Annotated in this window: 21 protein-coding genes; 12 read left to right on the top strand and 9 right to left on the bottom strand. The window is 71.2% G+C overall.

The window, feature by feature from the left end; genetic code table 11:
* Nucleotides 1–4 precede the first annotated feature (4 nt).
* From ZF1_RS23560 to ZF1_RS23520, 9 genes are all read right to left on the bottom strand, one after another.
* The gene (locus ZF1_RS23560; RefSeq protein ID WP_482638369.1) at nucleotides 5–1,285 is read right to left on the bottom strand and encodes a condensation domain-containing protein; all 1,281 of its coding nucleotides are present in this window, start codon (nucleotides 1,283–1,285) and stop codon (nucleotides 5–7) included.
* Nucleotides 1,282–2,973 carry a carbamoyltransferase family protein gene (locus ZF1_RS23555; protein WP_482638368.1) on the bottom strand — a complete coding sequence of 564 codons (1,692 nt, stop codon included), beginning with the start codon at nucleotides 2,971–2,973 and terminating at the stop codon, nucleotides 1,282–1,284. Before ZF1_RS23555 ends, ZF1_RS23560 begins: the two co-directional genes overlap by 4 nt.
* Nucleotide 2,974: 1 nt before the next feature.
* Entirely contained in the window at nucleotides 2,975–3,754 is a 780-nt protein-coding gene (gene surE / locus ZF1_RS23550; protein ID WP_482638367.1) for a 5'/3'-nucleotidase SurE, read from the bottom strand.
* On the bottom strand, nucleotides 3,751–4,968 hold the full coding sequence (locus tag ZF1_RS23545) for an aminotransferase class III-fold pyridoxal phosphate-dependent enzyme (protein ID WP_482638366.1): 1,218 nt from the start codon (nucleotides 4,966–4,968) through the stop codon (nucleotides 3,751–3,753). Before ZF1_RS23545 ends, surE begins: the two co-directional genes overlap by 4 nt.
* A gap of 3 nt (nucleotides 4,969–4,971) precedes the next feature.
* On the bottom strand, nucleotides 4,972–6,060 hold the full coding sequence (locus tag ZF1_RS23540) for an amidinotransferase (protein ID WP_482638365.1): 1,089 nt from the start codon (nucleotides 6,058–6,060) through the stop codon (nucleotides 4,972–4,974).
* 40 nt (nucleotides 6,061–6,100) lie between these two features.
* Nucleotides 6,101–7,345 (bottom strand): glycosyltransferase family 4 protein, encoded by a 1,245-nt coding sequence (locus ZF1_RS23535; protein ID WP_482638364.1) that lies wholly within the window; start codon nucleotides 7,343–7,345, stop codon nucleotides 6,101–6,103.
* Complete coding sequence (locus tag ZF1_RS23530; protein WP_482638363.1) at nucleotides 7,338–8,177, bottom strand: phytanoyl-CoA dioxygenase family protein; 840 nt, start codon at nucleotides 8,175–8,177, stop codon at nucleotides 7,338–7,340. The genes ZF1_RS23535 and ZF1_RS23530 overlap by 8 nt, the downstream gene beginning before the upstream one ends.
* A complete protein-coding gene (locus ZF1_RS23525; RefSeq protein ID WP_482638362.1) occupies nucleotides 8,174–10,147 on the bottom strand; it encodes a carbamoyltransferase family protein in 1,974 nt (657 codons plus the stop codon). The genes ZF1_RS23530 and ZF1_RS23525 overlap by 4 nt, the downstream gene beginning before the upstream one ends.
* Nucleotides 10,148–10,387: 240 nt before the next feature.
* A complete protein-coding gene (locus tag ZF1_RS23520) occupies nucleotides 10,388–11,296 on the bottom strand; it encodes an aminoglycoside phosphotransferase family protein (RefSeq protein ID WP_482638361.1) in 909 nt (302 codons plus the stop codon).
* 546 nt (nucleotides 11,297–11,842) lie between these two features.
* On the opposite strand from ZF1_RS23520, the gene rpsL reads away from it, so the two are divergent.
* From rpsL to rpsC, 12 genes are all read left to right on the top strand, one after another.
* Complete coding sequence (rpsL, locus tag ZF1_RS23515) at nucleotides 11,843–12,220, top strand: 30S ribosomal protein S12 (protein ID WP_482638360.1); 378 nt, start codon at nucleotides 11,843–11,845, stop codon at nucleotides 12,218–12,220.
* Complete coding sequence (gene rpsG, locus ZF1_RS23510) at nucleotides 12,220–12,690, top strand: 30S ribosomal protein S7 (protein WP_482638359.1); 471 nt, start codon at nucleotides 12,220–12,222, stop codon at nucleotides 12,688–12,690. The genes rpsL and rpsG overlap by 1 nt, the downstream gene beginning before the upstream one ends.
* 47 nt (nucleotides 12,691–12,737) lie before the next feature.
* Entirely contained in the window at nucleotides 12,738–14,840 is a 2,103-nt protein-coding gene (gene fusA / locus ZF1_RS23505) for an elongation factor G (RefSeq protein WP_482638358.1), read from the top strand.
* Nucleotides 14,841–14,988: 148 nt separating this feature from the next.
* Nucleotides 14,989–16,182, top strand: a complete 1,194-nt coding sequence (tuf, locus tag ZF1_RS23500) for an elongation factor Tu (RefSeq protein ID WP_062397848.1) — start codon at nucleotides 14,989–14,991, stop codon at nucleotides 16,180–16,182.
* 487 nt (nucleotides 16,183–16,669) lie between these two features.
* Nucleotides 16,670–16,975, top strand: coding sequence for a 30S ribosomal protein S10 (gene rpsJ, locus ZF1_RS23495; protein ID WP_003938093.1), 306 nt, complete (start codon nucleotides 16,670–16,672; stop codon nucleotides 16,973–16,975).
* A 16-nt stretch (nucleotides 16,976–16,991) separates the two neighbouring features.
* On the top strand, nucleotides 16,992–17,678 hold the full coding sequence (gene rplC, locus ZF1_RS23490; RefSeq protein WP_051050086.1) for a 50S ribosomal protein L3: 687 nt from the start codon (nucleotides 16,992–16,994) through the stop codon (nucleotides 17,676–17,678).
* On the top strand, nucleotides 17,675–18,349 hold the full coding sequence (gene rplD / locus ZF1_RS23485; RefSeq protein WP_073576470.1) for a 50S ribosomal protein L4: 675 nt from the start codon (nucleotides 17,675–17,677) through the stop codon (nucleotides 18,347–18,349). Before rplC ends, rplD begins: the two co-directional genes overlap by 4 nt.
* Nucleotides 18,346–18,645: a 50S ribosomal protein L23 gene (gene rplW / locus ZF1_RS23480; protein WP_062397845.1), complete on the top strand. Its 300-nt coding sequence runs from the start codon at nucleotides 18,346–18,348 to the stop codon at nucleotides 18,643–18,645. Before rplD ends, rplW begins: the two co-directional genes overlap by 4 nt.
* A gap of 16 nt (nucleotides 18,646–18,661) precedes the next feature.
* Entirely contained in the window at nucleotides 18,662–19,495 is an 834-nt protein-coding gene (rplB, locus tag ZF1_RS23475; RefSeq protein ID WP_073576468.1) for a 50S ribosomal protein L2, read from the top strand.
* A 15-nt stretch (nucleotides 19,496–19,510) separates the two neighbouring features.
* A complete protein-coding gene (rpsS, locus tag ZF1_RS23470) occupies nucleotides 19,511–19,792 on the top strand; it encodes a 30S ribosomal protein S19 (RefSeq protein ID WP_062397841.1) in 282 nt (93 codons plus the stop codon).
* Nucleotides 19,793–19,829: 37 nt separating this feature from the next.
* Nucleotides 19,830–20,249 (top strand): 50S ribosomal protein L22, encoded by a 420-nt coding sequence (gene rplV, locus ZF1_RS23465; RefSeq protein WP_062397838.1) that lies wholly within the window; start codon nucleotides 19,830–19,832, stop codon nucleotides 20,247–20,249.
* On the top strand, nucleotides 20,249–21,094 hold the full coding sequence (rpsC, locus tag ZF1_RS23460; protein ID WP_253066732.1) for a 30S ribosomal protein S3: 846 nt from the start codon (nucleotides 20,249–20,251) through the stop codon (nucleotides 21,092–21,094). The genes rplV and rpsC overlap by 1 nt, the downstream gene beginning before the upstream one ends.
* Nucleotides 21,095–21,097 lie beyond the last annotated feature (3 nt).

Genomic DNA, 21,097 nt, shown 5'->3' with positions numbered 1-21,097 from the left:
GGATTCAGCTCTCCCTCGGGTGGGTGGTGTGGTTCGGGTCGTCGTGCAGGGGCAGGCGCCCGAGCTCGGCGACGAGTGCGGCGGCGGCGTCGCGGACGGCGGCGACGTCGGGGTCGGGAAGACCCCGCCAGGTGACGACGACCTCGAGGCCGTCGGCCCGGGCGTCGATGGCGACCTCGCAGCCGTCGAGCTCGACGTCCGGCGGGGAGTGCACCGACACCGCGGCGGTGCCGGCCAGCAGGCCGTCCTCGTCGTCGTCGGACAGGGGCGGGTGGACGGTCACGAACGGTGCCCAGCAGTGCAGGTCGGCCTCGTCGACGCCGGCTGCGAGGTCGGTGCCGGCACCGGGCCCGCGCAGGGCGCTGTGCAGCGACACCGGGGCGAGCCCGGCGGCCTCGGCCGTGCGCCGGCGGACCGACTCGACGGCCGCTGCCAGCGGCGCGCCCGGCGCGTGCGGCACCGGGAGCAGCATCTGACAACCGAGATTCCCGACGACGTCGAACGCCTCCGGGACGTCGCGGTTGAGGTACGGCACCCGCAGCGCGCGGGGCCGCCCGGACGTCTCGGTCAGAGCCGCGCCGAACACGGCGGCGACGAGACCGGCGGGCGTGGTGCGAAACCGCGCCGCGCCGCGGCAGAGCGACCGCCACGCGTCCGGCCCGCCGCGCCACTCGACCCGCCCGCGCCGGGTCGTCCCGGGACGGGCGGGCGGCGGCGCCCCGGCCGCGTCGAGCAGCGCCCGCCAGCCGGACCGGACCACGTCGTCGTCGCCGGCCGCGCGCTGCCACGCGACCCAGTCGCGCAGCTGCGGCGCGGACACGTCCGCGGGCCGGTCACCGTCGGGCCCGCGGTACGCGTCGTCGATCCCGGCGAGCACCAGGTCCCACGTCCAGTCGTCGAGCACGGCGTGGCTCACCTGCAGCCCGAACCCGACGCCGGCCGGCCCCGGCAGGACCGCTGCGCGGACGAGCGGGTCCCGGAACGGGTCGATCGGCTCGTCCAGCCGGCCGCTCCGCGCCGTCGAGCGCACGATCTCCGGCCCGGAGCCGTCCGGGGCGAACCAGACCCCGCCGTCGTCCACCCGTACCCGCGAGTCGAGCACCTCGTGCCGGGCCACGATGGCCCGGACGGCCGCCTCCAGGCGGGCCGGGTCGGTACCGGCGGGCAGCTCCCACCAGGCCGTCGTAGCCAGCGTCGGCCTGCCGTCGGCGGCCGCGTCCAGGAACCACTGTTCGTCGTCGAGACCCGCGCGGAACGCGGTGCCACGCACCTGGGTGGCGGTCATCGCCGCACCGCCAAGTGCCGCCCGACGACGACGGCGTCGGCGCCGCTCTTCTGGAACGTCCCGATGATGTCCGTGGCGGAGCTGGCGATCGGCTCGTCGGCGACGTTGAGCGACGTGTTGACCAGCACCGGAACGCCTGCCTGCCGGTCGAACGCGGTCAGCAGGCCGTGGTAGGGCGCGTTGTGGGCGCGGTCGACGGCCTGCGGGCGCGCGGAGCCGTCCACGTGCACGACGGCCGGGATCCGGCTCCGCGCGGCGTCCCGCACTCGCGCGGCGACGATCATGAACGCGTTCGGGGCGCCGGTGAAGAACTCGTCGAACCGCTCGACCGGGACGCTCGGCGCGAGCGGGCGCCACATCTCCCGGCTCTTGGCCATGTTGAGCCGGTACAGGCTCTCCCGGTCCCGCGGGTCGGCCAGCATGCTGCGGGCGCCGAGCGCCCGCGGCCCGACCTCGGCGCGGCCCTGCCCCCACGCGACGACGCCGCCGTCGGCGATGATGCCGGCGACCCGGGGGAGCAGGGACTCGTAGTTCAGCTCCTCGGCGGGCAGTCCGGCCGCGGCGAACGCGTCCGCGGTGTCGGCCGGGTCCAGGTCCGGGCCCCAGTAGGCGTGCGACATGGCGGCCCGCGGCGGGGTCGCGCCGTCGCCCGACGCGGCGACGAGCGCCGCGCCGAGCGCGACGCCCGCGTCGTGCGCCATCGGCTGCACGTAGACCTCGTCGAACAGGCCGCTGCGGGACAATCTGCCGTTCGCGGTGCAGTTGAGGCCGACGCCGCCGGCGACGGCGAGCCGCCCGGACCCGGTCAGGCGCACGGCCCGCCGCGCCAGCTCCAGCACCACCCGCTCGAGGTCGGCCTGCACGGACGCGGCGAAGTCCGCGTACGCCATCACCGACTCGCCGCGGCGGACCGTGTACGGGTAGCAGGTGCGGGCGAAGCGCTCCAGCACGGCGGCGTGCCGCTCCTCGATACCGGCTCGGCCGGTGGCGGTCGCGGCTCCGACGCCTTCCCACACGATCGCGCCGTCGCGGAACGCGAGACCGGTGTCGTACGCGGGACGGCCGTAGGACGCGAGGCCCATCAGCTTGCCTGCCTCGTTGCGCCCGAGCCCGGCGAACTCCGACGCGGCCTCGTAGAAGAAACCCAGCGACGTCTCGACCGGGAACGTCTCGAGCAGCTCGATCCGGTTCCCGTCGGCGACGCCGATCGAGGTGGCGGTGTCCTCGCCCATCGCGTCCAGCACGAGCACGGCCGCCTCGTCGAACGAGCTGGGCCAGTACGCGCTGGCGGCGTGCGCGAGGTGGTGCGGCACCGGCCGCACCGAACCGGGACGCGCCCCGCCGAACAGCTCGACCGGGAACAGGCGCTCCGGGTCGTCGAACGGGAGGACCTCGGCGCGGGCGGAAGCGTCCAGGCCGAGCCAGCCGGCCAGCGCGTCGTGATCCGATCCGAGCGCGACGACGTCCACGTCGGACAGTGAGATGCCTGCCTCGTCGATGCAGTGCCGCAGCGCGAGGGCCGGGGACTCGTCGACGGCCCGCTTGCGCCGGGACAGCCGTTCCTGCTCGACGGTGGTGACGAGCCGGCCGTTCTCCAGCAGGGCGCAGGACGCGTCGTGCGCGCCGTGGTTCAGGCCGGCGATCCAGCGGGGCACGCCGGACGTGGTGGGGTCCGTGGCGGTGGTCATGTCAGATTGCCTCTCGGTCGCTCGTGTCGCGCGGCGGCGTCGGGATCGGCCGGGCCGCGGGCGGGTGGACGCCGACGCCGTCGAACAGCGGGCGCAGCTCGGTCGACGTCGGGTGGCCGGCGCGCAGCAGGGTGACGTCGTCCTCGCCGTCCGGGTCCGGCCCGGTGACCCGCACCCCGGCGGCGAGCCGGCCGTCCGGGCCGGCGGTCACGGTCGGGAATGTCCGGGCCGGACGGGCCGGGCGCGGACGGCCGACGTCCTCCGCAGGCAGGTTCGGTACGTTCAGGTTCAGCGCGCGGGCGGGCCCGCCGAGCAGCGGCGCGAGCAGTTCCACCGCCAGTACCGCGGCGTGGTCGAGGTGCATCTCCCCGTCCTCGTCGCCGCCGGTGGAATACACGTCGTCGCAGCTCACGGCGACGGCGGGCAGGCCGAACGCGAGCGCGGTCAGCGCCGCGCCGACCGTGCCGGAGTGCAGGGCCGTGCGGCCCACGTTCGGTCCGTGGTTCACCCCGACGACGACGGCGTCCGGCGCCGCCCCGAGCAGCCCGTCGCAAGCCGCGGTCACCATGAGCGCGGGCGGCGCACCCCGGAACAGGTACGCGCGGTCGCCGGTGCGGACGACGGACTGCGCACCGTCCGGGACGCCCAGCGACGTCCCGGCCGACGTCCAGCCGCGGTCGTTGCCGGCGACGACGTGCGCCAGACCGGCCCCGGTGACCGCGCGCGCCAGAGCGGTCAGCCCGGGCGAGTCCATGCCGTCGTCGCTGGTCACCAGGATCACGGGGCACCTCCGGTCGCGACCACCGCGCGGTACCCGTCCTCGATGACGCGCAGCGCGTGGTCGACGTCGTCGTCGGTCAGCGCGGCACAGGTGAACCAGTGGTGGCCGCGGTGCAGCAGCACACCCCTGGACCATGCGAGCTCGCTGAACGTCTGCTCCGCCCGCTCGCGCTCCGCGCCGTGCAGCCGGAAGCGGTGGAACGGTGTCGGGGGCAGACCGACCGGCCGGACCGGGGCGCCGGTCCGCTCGGCGGCTGCCGCCATGCCGTCGAGCAGGCGGCGGCCGCGGGCCCACACCCGGTCCAGCGCGTCGGTGTCGCGCAGCACCTCGATCGTCGCGATCGCTGCGGCCATCCCGTCGGTGGACCGGAAGTACACCGACGACACCGACACGTCGGCGACGGTGGCCATGACCTCCCGGCGCCCGGTCAGCGCGGAGATCGGGTGGCCGTTGGCCATCGCCTTGCTCAGCGCCACCAGGTCGGCGTCGACGCCGTAGTACTCCTGGGCTCCGCCGAGCGCGAGGCGGAACCCGGTCCGGACCTCGTCGAGCACGAACAGGCTGCCGTGCCGGTCGGCCAGCCTGCGGCACTCCAGCAGGTAGTCGCGGCCCAGGTACTCCTCGTCGCCCGGCATCACGACGACGGCGGCGACGTCCGGGCCGTGCTCGGCGAACGCCGCCCGCAGCGCCTCGACATCGTCGAAGGGCAGCGTCGTCGTCAGCTCCCGGTAGGCCCGCGGGACGCCCGCCCCGCGCGGGGCGCACCAGTCGTGCCAGCCCTGGTAGCCCCAGCGCAGGACACGGTCGCGGCGGGTGTACGCCCGCGCGACGCGCACCGCCGCGGCCGTCGCGTCCGACCCCGTCCGCAGCAGCAACGCGGACTCCGCGTTCGGCACCGTCCGGGTCAGCAGCTCGGCCAGGTCACGCTCGGTCGTCGAGCGCAGGGACGGGGACACGCCCCGCCGGACGGCGTCGACGACGGCCTCGGTGACGACCGGGTCGGCGTGACCGAGCACCACGGACCCGAAGCCGAGCAGCAGGTCCAGGTGACGCCGTCCGTGCTCGTCGTCGACGTGGGCCCCGCGGGCGCCCGACACCCAGGACGGGGCCGTGTCGTCGGGACCGCCGGAGCCGCCCAGCAGGTGGGGCTTGGCCAGCACGCCCGCGTCGGCCGGGTGCGGCCCGGACGTCGGGACCGAAACGGTGGATCGCATCGGTCAGCCGAAGTAGCTCTGCAGCGGGCCGGTTCGGCGGATGTCCAGCGAGCAGCAGTGGAAGCTGCCGCCGAACTGGAACACGGCGTCGAACTCGACCTCGATGACACCGATGCCGAACGAACGCATCAGCTCCTTCAGCGGCTCCTCGGCGGTCTCCACGACCACCGTCTCCGGGTTCAGCATCAGGATGTTCGTGGAGATCCAGTTGCTGACGTCGCGGGTCGTGGGCTCGCCCGTGCGCACCGACGGGACGGCGTCCACCAGCTGCCAGTCGTTGGCGTCGAAGAACTTCGCCATGTCGTTCTTGAACGGCCGTTCCGGGTTCGTCAGGGCCAGCCCCGGGCGCAGCGGCACGAGGGTGGTGTCGATGTGCTGCGGGTGGCGGTCGTGGAACTCGACGGTGTGGATCCGGTACTCGTCGCCCAGGTAGCCGGAAAGCCAGTCGATGCCCATCTGGTTGGTGACCATGTCCGGCTGGCAGAACAGGTCGCGGCCGCAGCGGGTGAACGACGCCGCGTCGAACAGCGGCTCGAACTCGGTCAGCGCCGGATGCGTCGTGAAGTCGTAGGGCTCGTCGTCGGTCGTGTAGTCGGCGACGTAGGCGCGCGCGTCGAGCTGCGGGCGCGGCGCGGCGACCCAGCGGGCGCCCGCCCGGAAGTACTCGGTGACCAGCGTGCGGCAGGAGCGGTACTCCAGGAAGCGTCCGCGCTGGGCCATCGGCACCTCGATCACGCGGTCGCCGACCACGAGGTGGGTGTCCCGGGGGCAGGTCTGGGCGTGACCGTTGTCGACCGCCCACTCCGGCGTCGTGAGGCCCGCGGTCTGGTCGATCGGGTCCGGCCGCCGGACGACGACGCCCTCCCGCTCGAGCGCCGCGGCGAACCCGTCGAGCTGGCGCTCGGCGCGCTCCACGTCCTCGGCCGGGTAGGGCTCGCCCGGGAAGTCACGCTCGGACGGGGAGTAGTAGGCGGACAGGGCCGGCTCGTAGGCCAGCCGCGCGGCCCCGCGGGCCGTCCCGACGATGACCTCCTCCAGCGGGTCCCACTCGTTGTGCGAGCTGACGGGCACGGCGGTGTCGGAGTCGAACATGGAGATCCTCTCGTCGTTGCGTGGCGTGGGCCGTGGGAACTCAGGCCTCGATGGAGCAGCGCAGGCGGCTCATCGCGGCCGTCCGGGACCAGGCGCGGTCCATCAGCCGCTCGGCCTCGTCCCACGTGGTCAGCGAGCGCGCCGCGCTCAGCGAGGCCGCCCGGGTCCGGGCGGCGAGGTCGTGGTCGAGGAGCAGGCGGGTGATCGCGTCGGCGGTCTCGGCCGCCCCGTCGGCGGGGACGATCGACCGTCGCTGCGCCGGGGACAGGCCCTGCAGCCCGGACCGGCTGCTGACCACGGCGCAGCCCGCGTGCAGGCTCTCCAGGATCTTGGCCTTGACCCCGCCGCCGTAGCGGACCGGACAGACGAACACGCCCGCGGCGGCGAACACCGGGCCGAGGTCGGGCTGCGTGCCGATCATCCGGACCGACGGGTCGTCGTCCGGCAGCCCGAGCTCGCGGGCGTCCATGCCCGCTCCGGCGAGGACGAGCTCGCCGTCCGGCACCCGCGCGCGCACCAGCGGCCAGATCTCGGTCACGAGCAGGTGGGCGGCGTCGCGGCTGGGGCCCCATCCGGCGCTGCCCACGAACAGGACCTGCCGGGGGTCGATCAGGGAGGTGTCCGCCGGGTCCGGGGCGGGGCCGATGTGGTCGCAGCCGTTCGGCAGGTGGCCCGCCAGCACGCCGGGGACGTCGTCGCGGATGACGGCGAGGTCGTCGGCGCTGACCGTGCCGCACCGGGTGGCCCGCCGCCACGCCTGCTGCTCCAGGTCCCGGGTGCGGGTCCAGTCCGGGCCGGACGGGCCCAGCAGCTCGTCGCGCCGGGCGTCGATCAGGTACTCGATGTTCTCCTCGACGAGCAGCACCGGGGTGCCTCCGTCGGGGTCCACGTGCTGCATCAGGAAGTAGCCCTCGACGTGCACGAGGTCGGCACGCTCCTCGGACACCCGTTCGGCGACGACGGCCGCGGCGTCCGGCGACCAGTGGTCGGTCATCCGCGACGGCAGATCCGCCGACGGCTCCGGCCGCGGCACCGCGGGGACCAGGCTCACGCTGCGGCACACCGACAGGACCTCGGCGGCGGCCGCGGTGTCCCGCTCCAGGTGCGGCGTGACCGCGACCAGGTGCACGTCCCAGCGCCGCCCGAGCCGGCGCAGGAACTGCCACTCCCGCATTTGGCCCCCGCTGTAGGGCGGGTACGGCGACTGGTTCGTGAGGTAGACGACGGTCCCGGCGGCGGCGCCGGGCGACGTGTCCGAACGGAGGACGCGCGGGGCCTCAGCCATCCCGGTCCGTCTCGTCGAACAGGCCGTCGGCGTTCGTCGGGCCGGTGCGCTCGGAGCGGCCGATCCACTCCCGCGGCGGACCGCCGACGACGCCGAGCCCGGACCAGACGTCGTAGCCGAGCAGGGCGCGCTGGCCCGGCGTGAGACGTGCGCGCACGGACGGGTCCAGCGAGCGGAACACGTTCTCCTGCTGCCGGATCCACGGCGCGCAGTAGTGGGCCAGGATGGCGGTGCGCGCCTCGTCGGCGGTGCGGTTGACCCCGCTGGCGTGCCAGACCCGACCGTCCAGGACGACGGCGCTGCCGGCCGGGCCGGTGATCGAGACCAGCGGACCGGCGTCCGGCTGCGGCGGGCGGCCCTCCCGGTGGCTGCCGGGCACGACGACGGTCGCGCCGTTGTCCTCGGTGAAGTCGTCGAGCGCCCACACGACGTTCATCGACGACACGTGCGACCACGGCGGCGGGACGTACTGCTGGTCGGCGTGCAGGCCCTGCTGAACGTTGCTCGGCCGGGTGACGTTGGCGGTCAGGCTGGACAGCAACGGGTGCGGGCCGAGCTGCTCGGCGGCGAAAGTGAGCGCCGTCGGGTGCTCGGCGAGCTGCAGGAACTCGAGGCCGTGATTGACGAGATTGAAACACTTCTGGTTGCCGCTGGAGTTCCAGCTGGTGCCCTCGCCGCGCTCGCGGTGGGCGATCAGGTCGACGGCGTGGCGCAGCCGCGCCACGGTGTCGACGTCCAGGACGTCGGCGAGCACGCAGTAGCCGTGTTCGCGCAGGTCGGAGACGGCCTCGGCCTGGTCGGTCGTCGGGGTCGGCAGAACGGGACTGGTCATGACTCTCCCTCGTCGGAGCGGGGCACGACGCGCACGAGGCGGTCGTCCCAGAGCCGGCTGACGTCGCGGATCAGCTCGTCGCGGTCGGGCCCGTCCGCGCCCGCCCGGTCGATCACGCCGTCGCCGCGCAGGAGGCGGGCGACGGCCGCGGACACCGGATGGACCCGGGTCGGCGTCGCGGTGCGGACGACCCCGTGCTGCTCGGAGTGCCGGTCGGTGGTCGTCACCAGCCGGCAGAACGGCAGGAGCTCGATGCGGGACGCGGCCAGCGCGTCGTCCCCGCCGTCGCGGCGGGTCACCACGTGACCGCCCAGGACGAGCAGGGACAGACCGGTGGTCAGGAAGGTCGCCACCGCGTCGTCCACCGAGTCCACGATCGGCTCGGCCTGGTTGTTGAACGACGTGTTGAGCAGCACCGGGACGCCCGCGAGCTCCTCGAACTCGCCGAGCAGCCGGTACACGCGCGGGTTCTGTTCCTCCCGCAGCGTCTGCACCCGGGCCGTGCCGTCCACGTGCGTCACCGCGTCGAGGCCCGCGCCCGGCCAGACCGGGACGACGAAGCCCATGTACGAGTGGTCGGCACCGGCGCCGGAGAGGTCGAAGAAGCGGTCCGCCGCCTCGGCGCGCACGATCGGCGCGAACGGCCGGTAGTCCTCGCGCTTCTTGATCAGCTTGTTGACCCGCTCGCGGTTCGCCGCGGGCCGCGGGTCGGCCAGGATGCTGCGCGCACCGAGCGCGCGCGGACCAAACTCCGAGCGCCCGTCCGCCCACCCGACCACGGCCCCGGCGGCGAGCTCGGCGGCGACCACCCGTTCCGGGTCATCGACTCGCTCCCACTCCACGAATCCGGCCCAGTCCCGCAGCCGCCCGGCGATAGCGTCGTCGTCGCCCAGGTGCCTGCCGAGGTAGGCGTCCGTGCTGTAGCGCGTCGTCCGCGGCGCGCCAGCACGGGACCGGTCGACGACGATCGCGGCGCCGAGTGCAGCGCCTGCGTCGTGCGCGGCGGGGGGTACGAAGACCCGGTCCGCCTCGCCGCAGGCGAGGACGCGGCCGTTCAGGGACGTGTTCTGCGCGACGCCCCCGGCCAGGCAGAGGTTGCGCAGGCCGGTGCCGCGTAACCAGTACGAGATCACGTGCAGACCGATCCGCTCGGTCACCTCCTGCGCCGACGAGGCCAGATCACGGTGGGTCCCGGTCAGTTCCTCGGTGCGTCGACGCGGCCAGACTCCCGCGTCGTGCAGTAGGTCCGGAATCTTTTCATGATGAAGCCGATAATTTCCGCCGGGACGGAGTTCGTAGATTCCTGAGAAGTTGCCCGCGAACTTTTCCGGAGAGCCGAACGACGCGAGTCCCATGACTTTGTACTCATCGAACTGACGGTAACCCAATGCCTTTGTGACAGCGGTGTAGAAATGTCCGATCGAGTCTCTTCGCGGGTACGACCGCAGCGGTACGAGCCCGTCCGGGCCGCCGCGGTACACGCTCATTCCGGCCCGTTCGCCGTTACCGTCGGCAATCACCACAAGGGCGTCGTCGAAGCCGGACTCGTAGAACGTCGAAGCGGCGTGCGCGAGGTGATGGTCGACGAATGTCACCCGCGGGGTCACGTCCCCGAGCGCCTCGCGCAGCCGGGACAGCAGAACGTCGCGGGCCGCCGGCAGCGGCATGGCCGGGTCGTCGTACGCGACTCTGCCCAGGTCGCGATCGGTGAAGTCTTCGTCGAAGAAGTACGCCACGTCCGTGACCTCGGCGGCGGACACGCCCGCGGCGGCCAGGCATGCGACGGCTGCGCGGCCCGGGAAGCGGTTGGTGTGTTTGTCCCGATTGAGGCGTTCTTCTTCGATCGCGGCCAATGTCCGGCCGTTCTGCACGAGACACGCCGCCGCGTCGTGGAAGAATCCGTGAAACGTCGCTGGATCGTAATCGTCACGTTCGGTAGCGAATAACCCTGACAGTCCGAGGACGGCCACCAGCTGGTCTCCCTTCGATGCCCCGGTCGTGACCGGGGTGCGGCGAGGGTCGTCTGTCGGACGGGAGGAATTCGTCGTGCTCCGACGACGGGCACGATGGTGCCTTGGGTGAGCGACACCGCTCGCTCTGGTACTCAATTTCCCCCGACTCACGATTGACCGTATACGCGATCGTCGCAGGTTCAATGTGAGACGAGTCACATGCATCTTATAGCTTTCTCGCAATGAATTGCAGTGCTACTACGTGTGAACGGGACCCGACAGGAAGGTGGCGACCATCTCCGCGGCCCGGGTGTCCGCGCCCGCCTCCGCCTGCCACAGCCAGAAGTCGAGGGCGCGCACGAGCGACCACGCCCGCGTGAGCTCCGGGTCCAGGTCCGCCGTGTCGACCAGGACGTCCAGCCGCCGACGCAGCAGGGCGCCCGCGCCCGGCGATCCGGGATCGAGGCGGTTCCACAGCAGCGGGCACGCGCCGAACTCGACGTCGCCGGACACGACCTTGGGGTCGATGGCCAGCCAGGGCTCGCGGCGTCCCGCCAGGACGTTGGCGTAGTGCAGGTCGTGGTCGACGAGGTCCGTCCGCGCGTGCGGTCCGAGCGACCGGCAGGCCTCCACCGCCGCGTCCCGGATCCGGGCCGGCGGGGGAGCGGGCAGGCGGGCCCATCGGGCCGGGAGGTCGTGTGTCCACTCCCGGGCCAGGCCGGCCAGGGTCGGTACGCCCTCCGGGGCGGGCACGGCGAGACGGCGCAGCAGCGCCGCGGCGACCGGCACCGCCTCGTCCTCGGGGAGGAGCTCGAGCGAGCGGTCGCCGTCGAGGCGTTCCATGAGCATCGCCCCGTCCACGGGCGCGTGCCGGAGCAGGCGTGCCGCCCCGCGCCCGTCCCACGTCCGCAGTGCGACCGGCTCCCACCGTGTCCTCTCGTCGATCCAGGACACCTTGAGCGCGGACGCGACACCGTCGGACTCGGTCGGCACCACCACGCCGCACTGCCCGTGACGCACCGGTCCCACCGGTCGGAGCCCCCAGTGCTCCAGTAGTCGGTCCAGTCGTCCCGGCAGCGCGCGCAGCCAGCGATCCCCCCGGGCGCCGTGGCGGACCCGGACCGTCTCGGCGAACGCGTCGGGGATCAGGTCGGGGCCACCGGTCACGGTCGGAGTCTCCTCGGTCGGGCGCGGCACCCGCGCGATGACGGACGCACTCCACCACAGTCCGGCCGGATGATCACCGGGTGGAGGTCCGACGGCGCCGGGTCGAACGGCGCCGCCGTCGTGCCCGTGACGCGCGTCGAGCGGTGAACGACGTGCGACGAACGGGCGAGTCGCCTTGTCCGGGGGCGATCCGCGGTACATGCTTGAGATCTCCATCGCGGAGTCACCCCGACCCGTTTTGACCCTCGTCGAACGGGCCGGGTACGCTTGTATCTCGCGCTCGGTCCCGGTCGGGCCACTCTGCTTGCCCGCAACCCGGGTCTTCCACGACGTCCACGTCGACGCCGCGAAGGGCGGGTACCGCGGGCGGTGGACGTCTCCGGCGGAGATCGTGGACACACGTTTCGTGACGCCGGTAACCACACGCCCGACCTCGGGATCCGGCGCGACGGTTGCGGCCGGCGCCCGGGCACGATGCCAGCACGGAAAGCCACGGCAGCACCATGAGCAAGTCGAGCCACGTCGACGGGAAGAAGTAGTCGGTACATGCCCACGATCTCGCAGCTGGTCCGCAAGGGCCGCCAGGACAAGCCCAACAAGGTCAAGATGAAGGCGCTCGCGGGGAGCCCGCAGCGTCGTGGGGTGTGCACCCGCGTCTACACGGTGACACCGCGCAAGCCGAACTCGGCACTGCGCAAGGTCGCCCGAGTGAGGCTGAGCAGTGGCATGGAGGTCACCGCCTACATCCCCGGCGAGGGTCACAACCTGCAGGAGCACTCCATCGTCCTGGTGAAGGGTGGCGGCCCGCGTGACCTGCCGGGTGTGCGGTACCGCATCCTCCGTGGCGCACTCGATACGCAGGCGGTCAAGAACCGGAAGCAGAGCCGCAGCAAGTACGGCGCGAAGAAGGAGAAGAAGAGCTGATGCCGCGCAAGGGACCGGCGCCGAAGCGCCCACTCGTCTCGGACCCGGTGTACGGGTCGCCGCTGGTGACTCAGCTCATCAACAAGGTCCTGAAGGACGGTAAGCGCTCGCTTGCCGAGCGGATCGTCTACGCCGCGCTCGAGGGCACCAAGGACAAGACCGGAACCGACCCGGTCGTCACGCTCAAGCGTGCGCTGGACAACGTGAAGCCGGCCCTGGAGGTGCGCAGCCGCCGGGTCGGTGGCGCGACTTACCAGGTCCCAGTCGAGGTCCGGGCCGTCCGCCAGACCACGCTGGGTCTGCGCTGGCTGGTCACCTACTCCGGGCAGCGCCGCGAGAAGACCATGGTCGAACGCCTCATGAACGAGCTGCTCGACGCGAGCAACGGTCTCGGTGCCAGCGTGAAGCGGCGCGAGGACATGCACAAGATGGCGGAGTCGAACCGCGCCTTCGCCCACTACCGCTGGTGACCGGCCGACCGTCGGGCGCCAACTCGCGATCGAGGGAGAGCTGAGCAGTGGCAGCACAGGACGTGCTGACGGACCTCACGAAGGTCCGCAACATCGGCATCATGGCCCACATCGACGCCGGTAAGACGACCACCACCGAGCGGATCCTGTTCTACACCGGAATCAACTACAAGATCGGTGAGGTCCACGACGGCGGCGCCACGATGGACTGGATGGAGGAGGAGCAGAAGCGCGGAATCACGATCACGTCCGCCGCGACGACCTGCTTCTGGAAGAACCACCAGATCAACATCATCGACACCCCCGGGCACGTCGACTTCACCGTCGAGGTGGAGCGGTCGCTGCGGGTGCTCGACGGCGCGGTCGCGGTCTTCGACGGCAAGGAGGGGGTCGAGCCGCAGTCCGAGCAGGTCTGGCGGCAGGCCACCAAGTACGACGTCCCCCGCATCTGCTTCGTCAACAAGATGGACAAGCTGGGCGCGGACTTCTACTTCACCATCCGGACCATCAAGGACCGGCTGAACGCGACCCCGCTGCCGCTGCAGATCCCGATCGGCTCCGAGAACGACTTCATCGGTGTCGTCGACCTGGTCGAGATGCGTGCCCTCACCTGGCGCGGCGAGGTGGCCAAGGGCGAGGACTACACGGTCGAGGAGATTCCCGCCGACCTGCAGGACAAGGTCGAGGAGTACCGGACCGCGCTGGTCGAGGCCGTCGCCGAGACCGACGACGAGCTCATGGAGCTCTACCTCGGCGGCGAGGAGCTGAGCGTCGAGCAGATCAAGAACGGCGTGCGCAAGCTGGTCACCGACCGCGCCGCGTACCCGGTCCTGTGCGGCTCGGCGTTCAAGAACAAGGGCGTCCAGCCGATGCTGGACGCGGTCATCGACTACCTGCCGTCGCCGTACGACGTGCCGCCGGTCGAGGGCTTCCTCACCGACGGCGAGACGCCGGCGAGCCGGAAGCCGTCGAAGGACGAGCCGTTCTCGGCGCTGGCCTTCAAGATCGCCGCGCACCCGTTCTTCGGCAAGCTGACCTACATCCGGGTCTACTCGGGTCAGGTCGCCGCGGGCGCCCAGGTCATCAACTCGACCAAGGACCGGAAGGAGCGCATCGGGAAGCTGTTCCAGATGCACTCCAACAAGGAGAACCCGGTCGACGAGGCCGTGGCCGGCCACATCTACGCGGTCATCGGTCTGAAGGACACGACCACGGGCGACACGCTCTGCGACCCGCAGAACCCGATCGTCCTCGAGTCGATGACCTTCCCGGACCCGGTCATCCAGGTCGCCGTCGAGCCCAAGTCGAAGGCGGACCAGGAGAAGCTCTCCCTGGCGATCCAGAAGCTCGCCGAGGAGGACCCGACGTTCCAGGTCTCCCTGGACGACGAGACCGGCCAGACCATCATCGCCGGCATGGGCGAGCTGCACCTCGAGGTGCTGGTCAACCGGATGAAGTCCGACTTCAAGGTCGAGGCGAACATCGGCAAGCCGCAGGTCGCCTACCGGGAGACCATCAAGAAGGCCGTCGAGAAGTTCGAGTACACGCACAAGAAGCAGACCGGTGGTTCGGGCCAGTTCGCCCGCGTCATCATCAAGCTCGAGCCGCTCACCAGCGGCGACGGTGCGCTGTACGAGTTCGAGAACAAGGTCACCGGTGGCCGTGTCCCGCGGGAGTACATCCCGTCGGTCGACGCCGGTGCCCAGGACGCCATGCAGTACGGCATCCAGGCCGGCTACCCCGTGGTCGGCGTGAAGCTCACCCTGCTGGACGGTCAGTACCACGAGGTCGACTCCTCGGAGATGGCCTTCAAGGTCGCCGGTTCCATGGCGTTCAAGGAGGCGGCCCGCAAGGCGAGCCCCGCCATCCTCGAGCCGATGATGGCCGTCGAGGTGATGACGCCCGAGGACTACATGGGCGACGTCATCGGTGACCTGAACTCCCGCCGCGGCCAGATCCAGGCCATGGAGGAGCGGGCCGGTGCCCGTGTCGTGAAGGCGACCGTGCCGCTGTCCGAGATGTTCGGCTACGTCGGCGACCTGCGGTCGCGGACCCAGGGCCGGGCGAACTACACGATGGTCTTCGACTCCTACGCCGAGGTTCCGGCGAACGTGGCGAAGGAGATCATCGCGAAGGCCACGGGCGAGTAAGGGCTCCCCGGGGCGGGCCGGAGTGCCCGACCTGCCCGGAGGGTGCGAGCCGCGGATCGGTAAGGTCCGCGGCCCGCACCCCACCACCCCTAACAGACCTGCCGTCAGCACGGCGGAGACGAAGACACGAGTCCAGGAGGACCCAGCAGTGGCGAAGGCGAAGTTCGAGCGGACCAAGCCGCACGTCAACATCGGCACCATCGGTCACATCGACCACGGCAAGACCACGCTGACGGCGGCCATCACCAAGGTTCTGCACGACAAGTTCCCGAACCTCAACGAGGCTTCGGCGTTCGACATGATCGACAAGGCGCCGGAAGAGCGCCAGCGCGGTATCACCATCTCGATCGCGCACGTCGAGTACCAGACCGAGAAGCGGCACTACGCGCACGTCGACTGCCCCGGGCACGCCGACTACGTGAAGAACATGATCACCGGTGCCGCCCAGATGGACGGCGCGATCCTGGTGGTCGCCGCGACCGACGGCCCGATGCCCCAGACCCGTGAGCACGTGCTGCTCGCGCGTCAGGTCGGCGTGCCGTACATCGTCGTCGCCCTGAACAAGGCGGACATGGTCGACGACGAGGAGATCATGGAGCTCGTCGAGATGGAGGTCCGCGAGCTGCTGTCGGCTCAGGACTACCCGGGCGACGACCTCCCGATCGTGCGCGTCTCGGCGCTGAAGGCGCTCGAGGGCGACGACAAGTGGGCCGAGGCCATCGTCGAGCTCATGGACGCGGTCGACGAGGCCATCCCGGAGCCCGAGCGCGACATCGAGAAGCCGTTCCTCATGCCCGTCGAGGACGTCTTCACGATCACCGGTCGCGGCACGGTCGTCACCGGCCGTATCGAGCGCGGCATCGTCAAGGTCAACGAGACCGTCGACATCGTCGGCATCCGGCCGAACAAGACCTCGACCACCGTCACCGGTGTCGAGATGTTCCGCAAGATCCTCGACGAGGGTCGCGCCGGCGAGAACGTGGGTCTGCTCCTGCGCGGTATCAAGCGTGAGGACGTGGAGCGCGGCCAGGTCGTCGTGAAGCCGGGTTCGATCACCCCGCACACCGAGTTCGAGGGCCAGGTGTACATCCTGGGCAAGGACGAGGGCGGCCGTCACACCCCGTTCTTCAACAACTACCGTCCGCAGTTCTACTTCCGGACGACCGACGTGACCGGCGTCGTGACCCTCCCGCAGGGCACCGAGATGGTCATGCCGGGTGACAACACCACCATGAGCGTTCAGCTGATCCAGCCGATCGCCATGGAGGAGGGCCTGCAGTTCGCCATCCGTGAGGGTGGCCGCACCGTGGGCGCCGGCCAGGTCACCAAGATCAACGCGTGATGTGACGGGGCCGTCCCCCGGGGCGGCCCCGTTACCCACCCCCCGGTCGAGGGTGCCGCACAGCGGTGTGTCATCCTTGACGGGTTGCACGATGAGCATGGCGCGTGGAAGCGCCGCCTCTGTTCCCGGTCTCCGGTAGTCCAGGGGTCGCGCACCACGCGCCATGTTCGTTGTCAGCCCCGGTTCTGCGGTCCGCCGTGTTACCGGGGAGATTCCGAGCGACATGCCCGCCCCAGATGGGGGTGGGACGCGGTGACCCGGGCACAACCATGCGGGCAGGGCGCGACACGCCCGACCTCGTGGACCGGAGAGCCCCGGCAGGACGAGTGCTCCAGGGAACTGGACGCGCGACTCCGGGCCGACAGAGACCTGAACAGAGCACGGGCCGCAGCCGGCCCGCCGGACATCCGGTGGCAGCACGGCGCGAGTTCTTACGGGGCCGAACCGCGACACCCCCGCGGCAGGAAGAAGAGGACGACCGACGACCATGGCGGGACAGAAGATCCGCATCAGGCTCAAGGCCTATGACCACGAGGCAATCGACGCGTCTGCTCGCAAGATCGTGGAGACCGTGACGCGTACCGGTGCCCGGGTCGTCGGCCCCGTGCCGCTGCCTACCGAGAAGAACGTGTACTGCGTCATCCGCTCGCCGCACAAGTACAAGGACTCGCGCGAGCACTTCGAGATGCGCACGCACAAGCGACTCATCGACATCCTCGACCCGACGCCCAAGACGGTCGACGCGCTCATGCGCATCGACCTGCCGGCGAGCGTCGACGTCAACATTCAGTGACGGCGGGGTGGAGACGATGACTGCTGCATTCAAGAAGACGACTGCCACCAAGCAGACGAAGAAGGTCACCGGCCTCCTGGGCACCAAGCTCGGGATGACCCAGTTGTTCGACGAGAACAACCGCATCGTGCCGGTCACCGTGGTCCAGCTCGGGCCGAACGTCGTGACGCAGGTGCGCTCGCAGGAGACCGACGGCTACACCGCCGTCCAGCTGGCCTACGGGGCCATCGACCCGCGCAAGGTGAACAAGCCGGAGTCCGGTCACTTCGCCAAGGCCGGCGTCACCCCCCGTCGCCACGTCCTGGAGCTCCGCACCTCCGACGCCGCCGAGTACACCACCGGCCAGGAGGTCACCGTCGAGGCGTTCGCCGAGGTGGCCGAGGTCGACGTGGTGGGCGTGACCAAGGGCAAGGGCTTCGCCGGTGTCATGAAGCGCCACGGGTTCAAGGGCCTGGGCGCCTCGCACGGCACGCAGCGCAAGCACCGTTCGCCGGGCTCCATCGGCGGCTGCGCCACCCCGGGCCGCGTGTTCAAGGGTGTGCGCATGGCCGGCCGGATGGGTTCCGACCGCCAGACCACGCAGAACCTGAAGGTCCACCGGGTGGACGCCGAGCGCGGGCTGCTGCTCGTCAAGGGCGCCGTCCCCGGTCCGCGCGGTGGCCTCGTCGTGGTGAAGACCCCCGCGAAGGGTGATGGCAAGTGAGCACCGTGCAGATCAAGACCCCCGAGGGTTCCGCCTCCGGCAGCGTCGAGCTCCCGGACCACGTCTTCGACGTGACGGCGAACATCGCCCTCATGCACCAGGTGGTGACCGCGCAGCTCAACGCCGCGCGTCAGGGCACGCACGACGTGAAGGGTCGCGGCGAGGTCCGCGGCGGTGGCAAGAAGCCGTACCGGCAGAAGGGCACCGGTCGCGCCCGTCAGGGCTCGATCCGCGCGCCGCAGTTCGCCGGTGGTGGCATCGTCCACGGCCCGACGCCCCGCGACTACTCGCAGCGGACCCCGAAGAAGATGAAGGCCGCCGCCCTGCGTGGCGCCCTCTCCGACCGGGCCCGCGCCGGCGCCGTGCACGTCGTGTCCGCCTTCTCCGAGGGCGACGCGCCGTCGACCAAGGCCGCCCGCAAGGCGATCGAGGCCGTCGTGCCCGACGCCCGCCGGGTGCTCGCGGTCGTCGAGCGTTCCGCGGAGAACGCCCTGCTGAGCCTGCGCAACCTGCCGCAGGTCCACCTGATCGCGCCCGACCAGCTGAACACCCACGACGTGCTCGTCAACGACGTCGTGCTGTTCACGCAGGCGGCGCTGGACGAGTTCCTGGCCGGCCCGATCGCGAAGCCGAAGGCTGCCGGCCGCCGCGCTGAGGAGGCCGACAAGTGATCACGGACCCGCGGGACGTGCTGCTCGCGCCGGTCGTCTCGGAGAAGAGCTACGGGCTGCTCGACGAGCGCCAGTACACCTTCGTCGTGGCACCGGACGCGAACAAGACCCAGATCAAGATCGCCGTGGAGAAGGTGTTCGGGGTCAAGGTGACCAGCGTGAACACGCTGAACCGCCCGGGCAAGCGCAAGCGCTCCCGCACCGGCTACGGCAAGCGCAAGGACACCAAGCGCGCGATCGTCACGCTCTCCGAGGAGAGCAAGTCGATCGACGTCTTCGGTGGCCCGGCGAGCTGAGGGAGCGAGCTGACCCATGGCCATTCGTAAGTACAAGCCGACCACCCCGGGCCGTCGTGGCTCGAGCGTGTCCGACTTCGCCGAGATCACCCGGGACACCCCCGAGAAGTCGCTGCTGCGCCCGCTGCACAACAAGGGCGGCCGCAACGCGCACGGGCGGATCACCACCCGTCACCAGGGTGGCGGACACAAGCGCGCCTACCGTCTGATCGACTTCCGTCGTAACGACAAGGACGGCGTGCCGGCGAAGGTCGCGCACATCGAGTACGACCCGAACCGCACCTCGCGGATCGCACTGCTGCACTACGCCGACGGCGAGAAGCGCTACATCATCGCGCCGGCGAAGCTCAAGCAGGGCGACAAGATCGAGAACGGTCCCCGGGCCGACATCAAGGTGGGTAACAACCTGCCGCTGCGCAACATCCCGACGGGCACCGTGGTGCACGCGATCGAGCTCCGCCCCGGTGGCGGCGCCAAGATCGCGCGCTCGGCCGGTGTCGGCGTCCAGCTGGTCGCCAAGGACGGGCCCTACGCGCAGCTGCGGATGCCCTCCGGCGAGATCCGCTACGTCGACGTGCGCTGCCGCGCCACCGTCGGCGAGGTGGGCAACTCGGAGCACGCCAACATCAACTGGGGTAAGGCCGGCCGTATGCGGTGGAAGGGCAAGCGCCCGACCGTCCGTGGTGTCGTCATGAACCCGGTGGACCACCCGCACGGTGGTGGTGAGGGCAAGACCTCCGGTGGCCGCCACCCGGTGAACCCGGCCGGTACGCCCGAGGGCCGTACCCGCCGCAACAAGCCGTCCGACAAGTTGATCGTCCGCCGGCGTCGTACCGGCAAGAAGCGCTGAGCAGGGAGGTAAGACATGCCGCGCAGCCTGAAGAAGGGCCCCTTCGTGGACGACCACCTGCTCAAGAAGGTGGACGTCCTCAACGAGTCCGGCAAGAAGACCGTCATCCGCACGTGGTCCCGTCGGTCCACGATCATCCCGGACATGATCGGTCACACCATCGCCGTGCACGACGGCCGCAAGCACGTCCCGGTGTTCGTGTCCGACTCGATGGTCGGTCACAAGCTGGGCGAGTTCGCCCCCACCCGGACCTTCCGGGGTCACATCAAGGACGACCGCAAGGCGCGTCGGCGCTAGCAGCCGGCCCGAGTAGCGACTAGGAGAGGTGGAGAAAATGGCAGAGACCACTGCCGAGACCACCGGCGCTGCGCTCGAGCCGACTCGTGCGCGCGCCGTGGCGCGGTTCGTCCGCAGCTCGCCGACGAAGACCCGTCGTGTCGTGGACCTGGTCCGCGGCCTGCCGGTCGACGAGGCGCTGGCGATCCTGCGGTTCTCGCCGCAGGCCGCGGCGGAGCCCGTCGCGAAGGTCGTGGCGAGCGCCGCGGCCAACGCCGAGAACAACCTGGACCTGGACCCGGAGACCCTCGTGGTCGCCGTGGCGATGGTCGACGAGGGCCCGACGTTGAAGCGGATCCGGCCGCGCGCCCAGGGGCGTGCGTACCGCATCCGCAAGCGGACGAGCCACATCACCATCGAGGTCGAGTCGGTTCCGCAGAAGGCCGGCCGTCGTGGTGCGAAGGGGAGGGCCCGCTGATGGGGCAGAAGATCAACCCGCACGGCTTCCGCCTGGGCATCACCACGGACTGGAAGTCGCGCTGGTACGCCGACAAGCAGTACTCCGAGTACGTCAAGGAGGACGTCGAGATCCGCCGCATGCTCTCCAAGGGCATGGAGCGGGCCGGCATCTCCAAGGTCGAGATCGAGCGCACCCGGGACCGTGTGCGGGTGGACATCCACACCGCGCGTCCCGGCATCGTGATCGGCCGTCGTGGCGCCGAGGCCGACCGGATCCGGGGCAACCTCGAGAAGCTGACCAAGAAGCAGGTCCAGCTGAACATCCTCGAGGTCAAGAGCTCCGAGTCCGACGCGCAGCTCGTCGCCCAGGGCGTCGCCGAGCAGCTGTCGAACCGGGTCGCCTTCCGGCGTGCGATGCGCAAGGCCATCCAGTCGGCCATGCGCAGCCCGCAGGTCAAGGGCATCCGGGTCCAGTGCTCGGGCCGCCTCGGCGGTGCCGAGATGTCGCGGTCGGAGTTCTACCGCGAGGGTCGGGTCCCGCTGCACACGCTGCGTGCGGACATCGACTACGGCCTGTTCGAGGCCCGGACCTCCTTCGGCCGCATCGGCGTGAAGGTCTGGATCTACAAGGGCGACGTCGTCGGTGGCCGCCGCGAGGGCGTCCCGGCCGCTGCCGAGGCCCCGGGCCGTGGCCCGCGCCGTGAGCGTCCGGCCCGGCGCCGTTCCGGTGCCTCGGGCACCACTGCGACCAGCACCGAGGCCGGGCGTGCCGCGCAGAGCGCGGGCCAGGCCGGCGGCGCCGCGACGGCGACCGCCGAGGCCCCGGCCTCCGGTGAGAACCAGAGCAACGGTGGGGAGAGCTGACCG

It is taken from the genome of Pseudonocardia sp. ZF1 (assembly GCF_056835605.1).
Note: the sequence above shows the minus strand (reverse complement) of the source record. Positions and strands in the feature narration are given on the sequence as shown.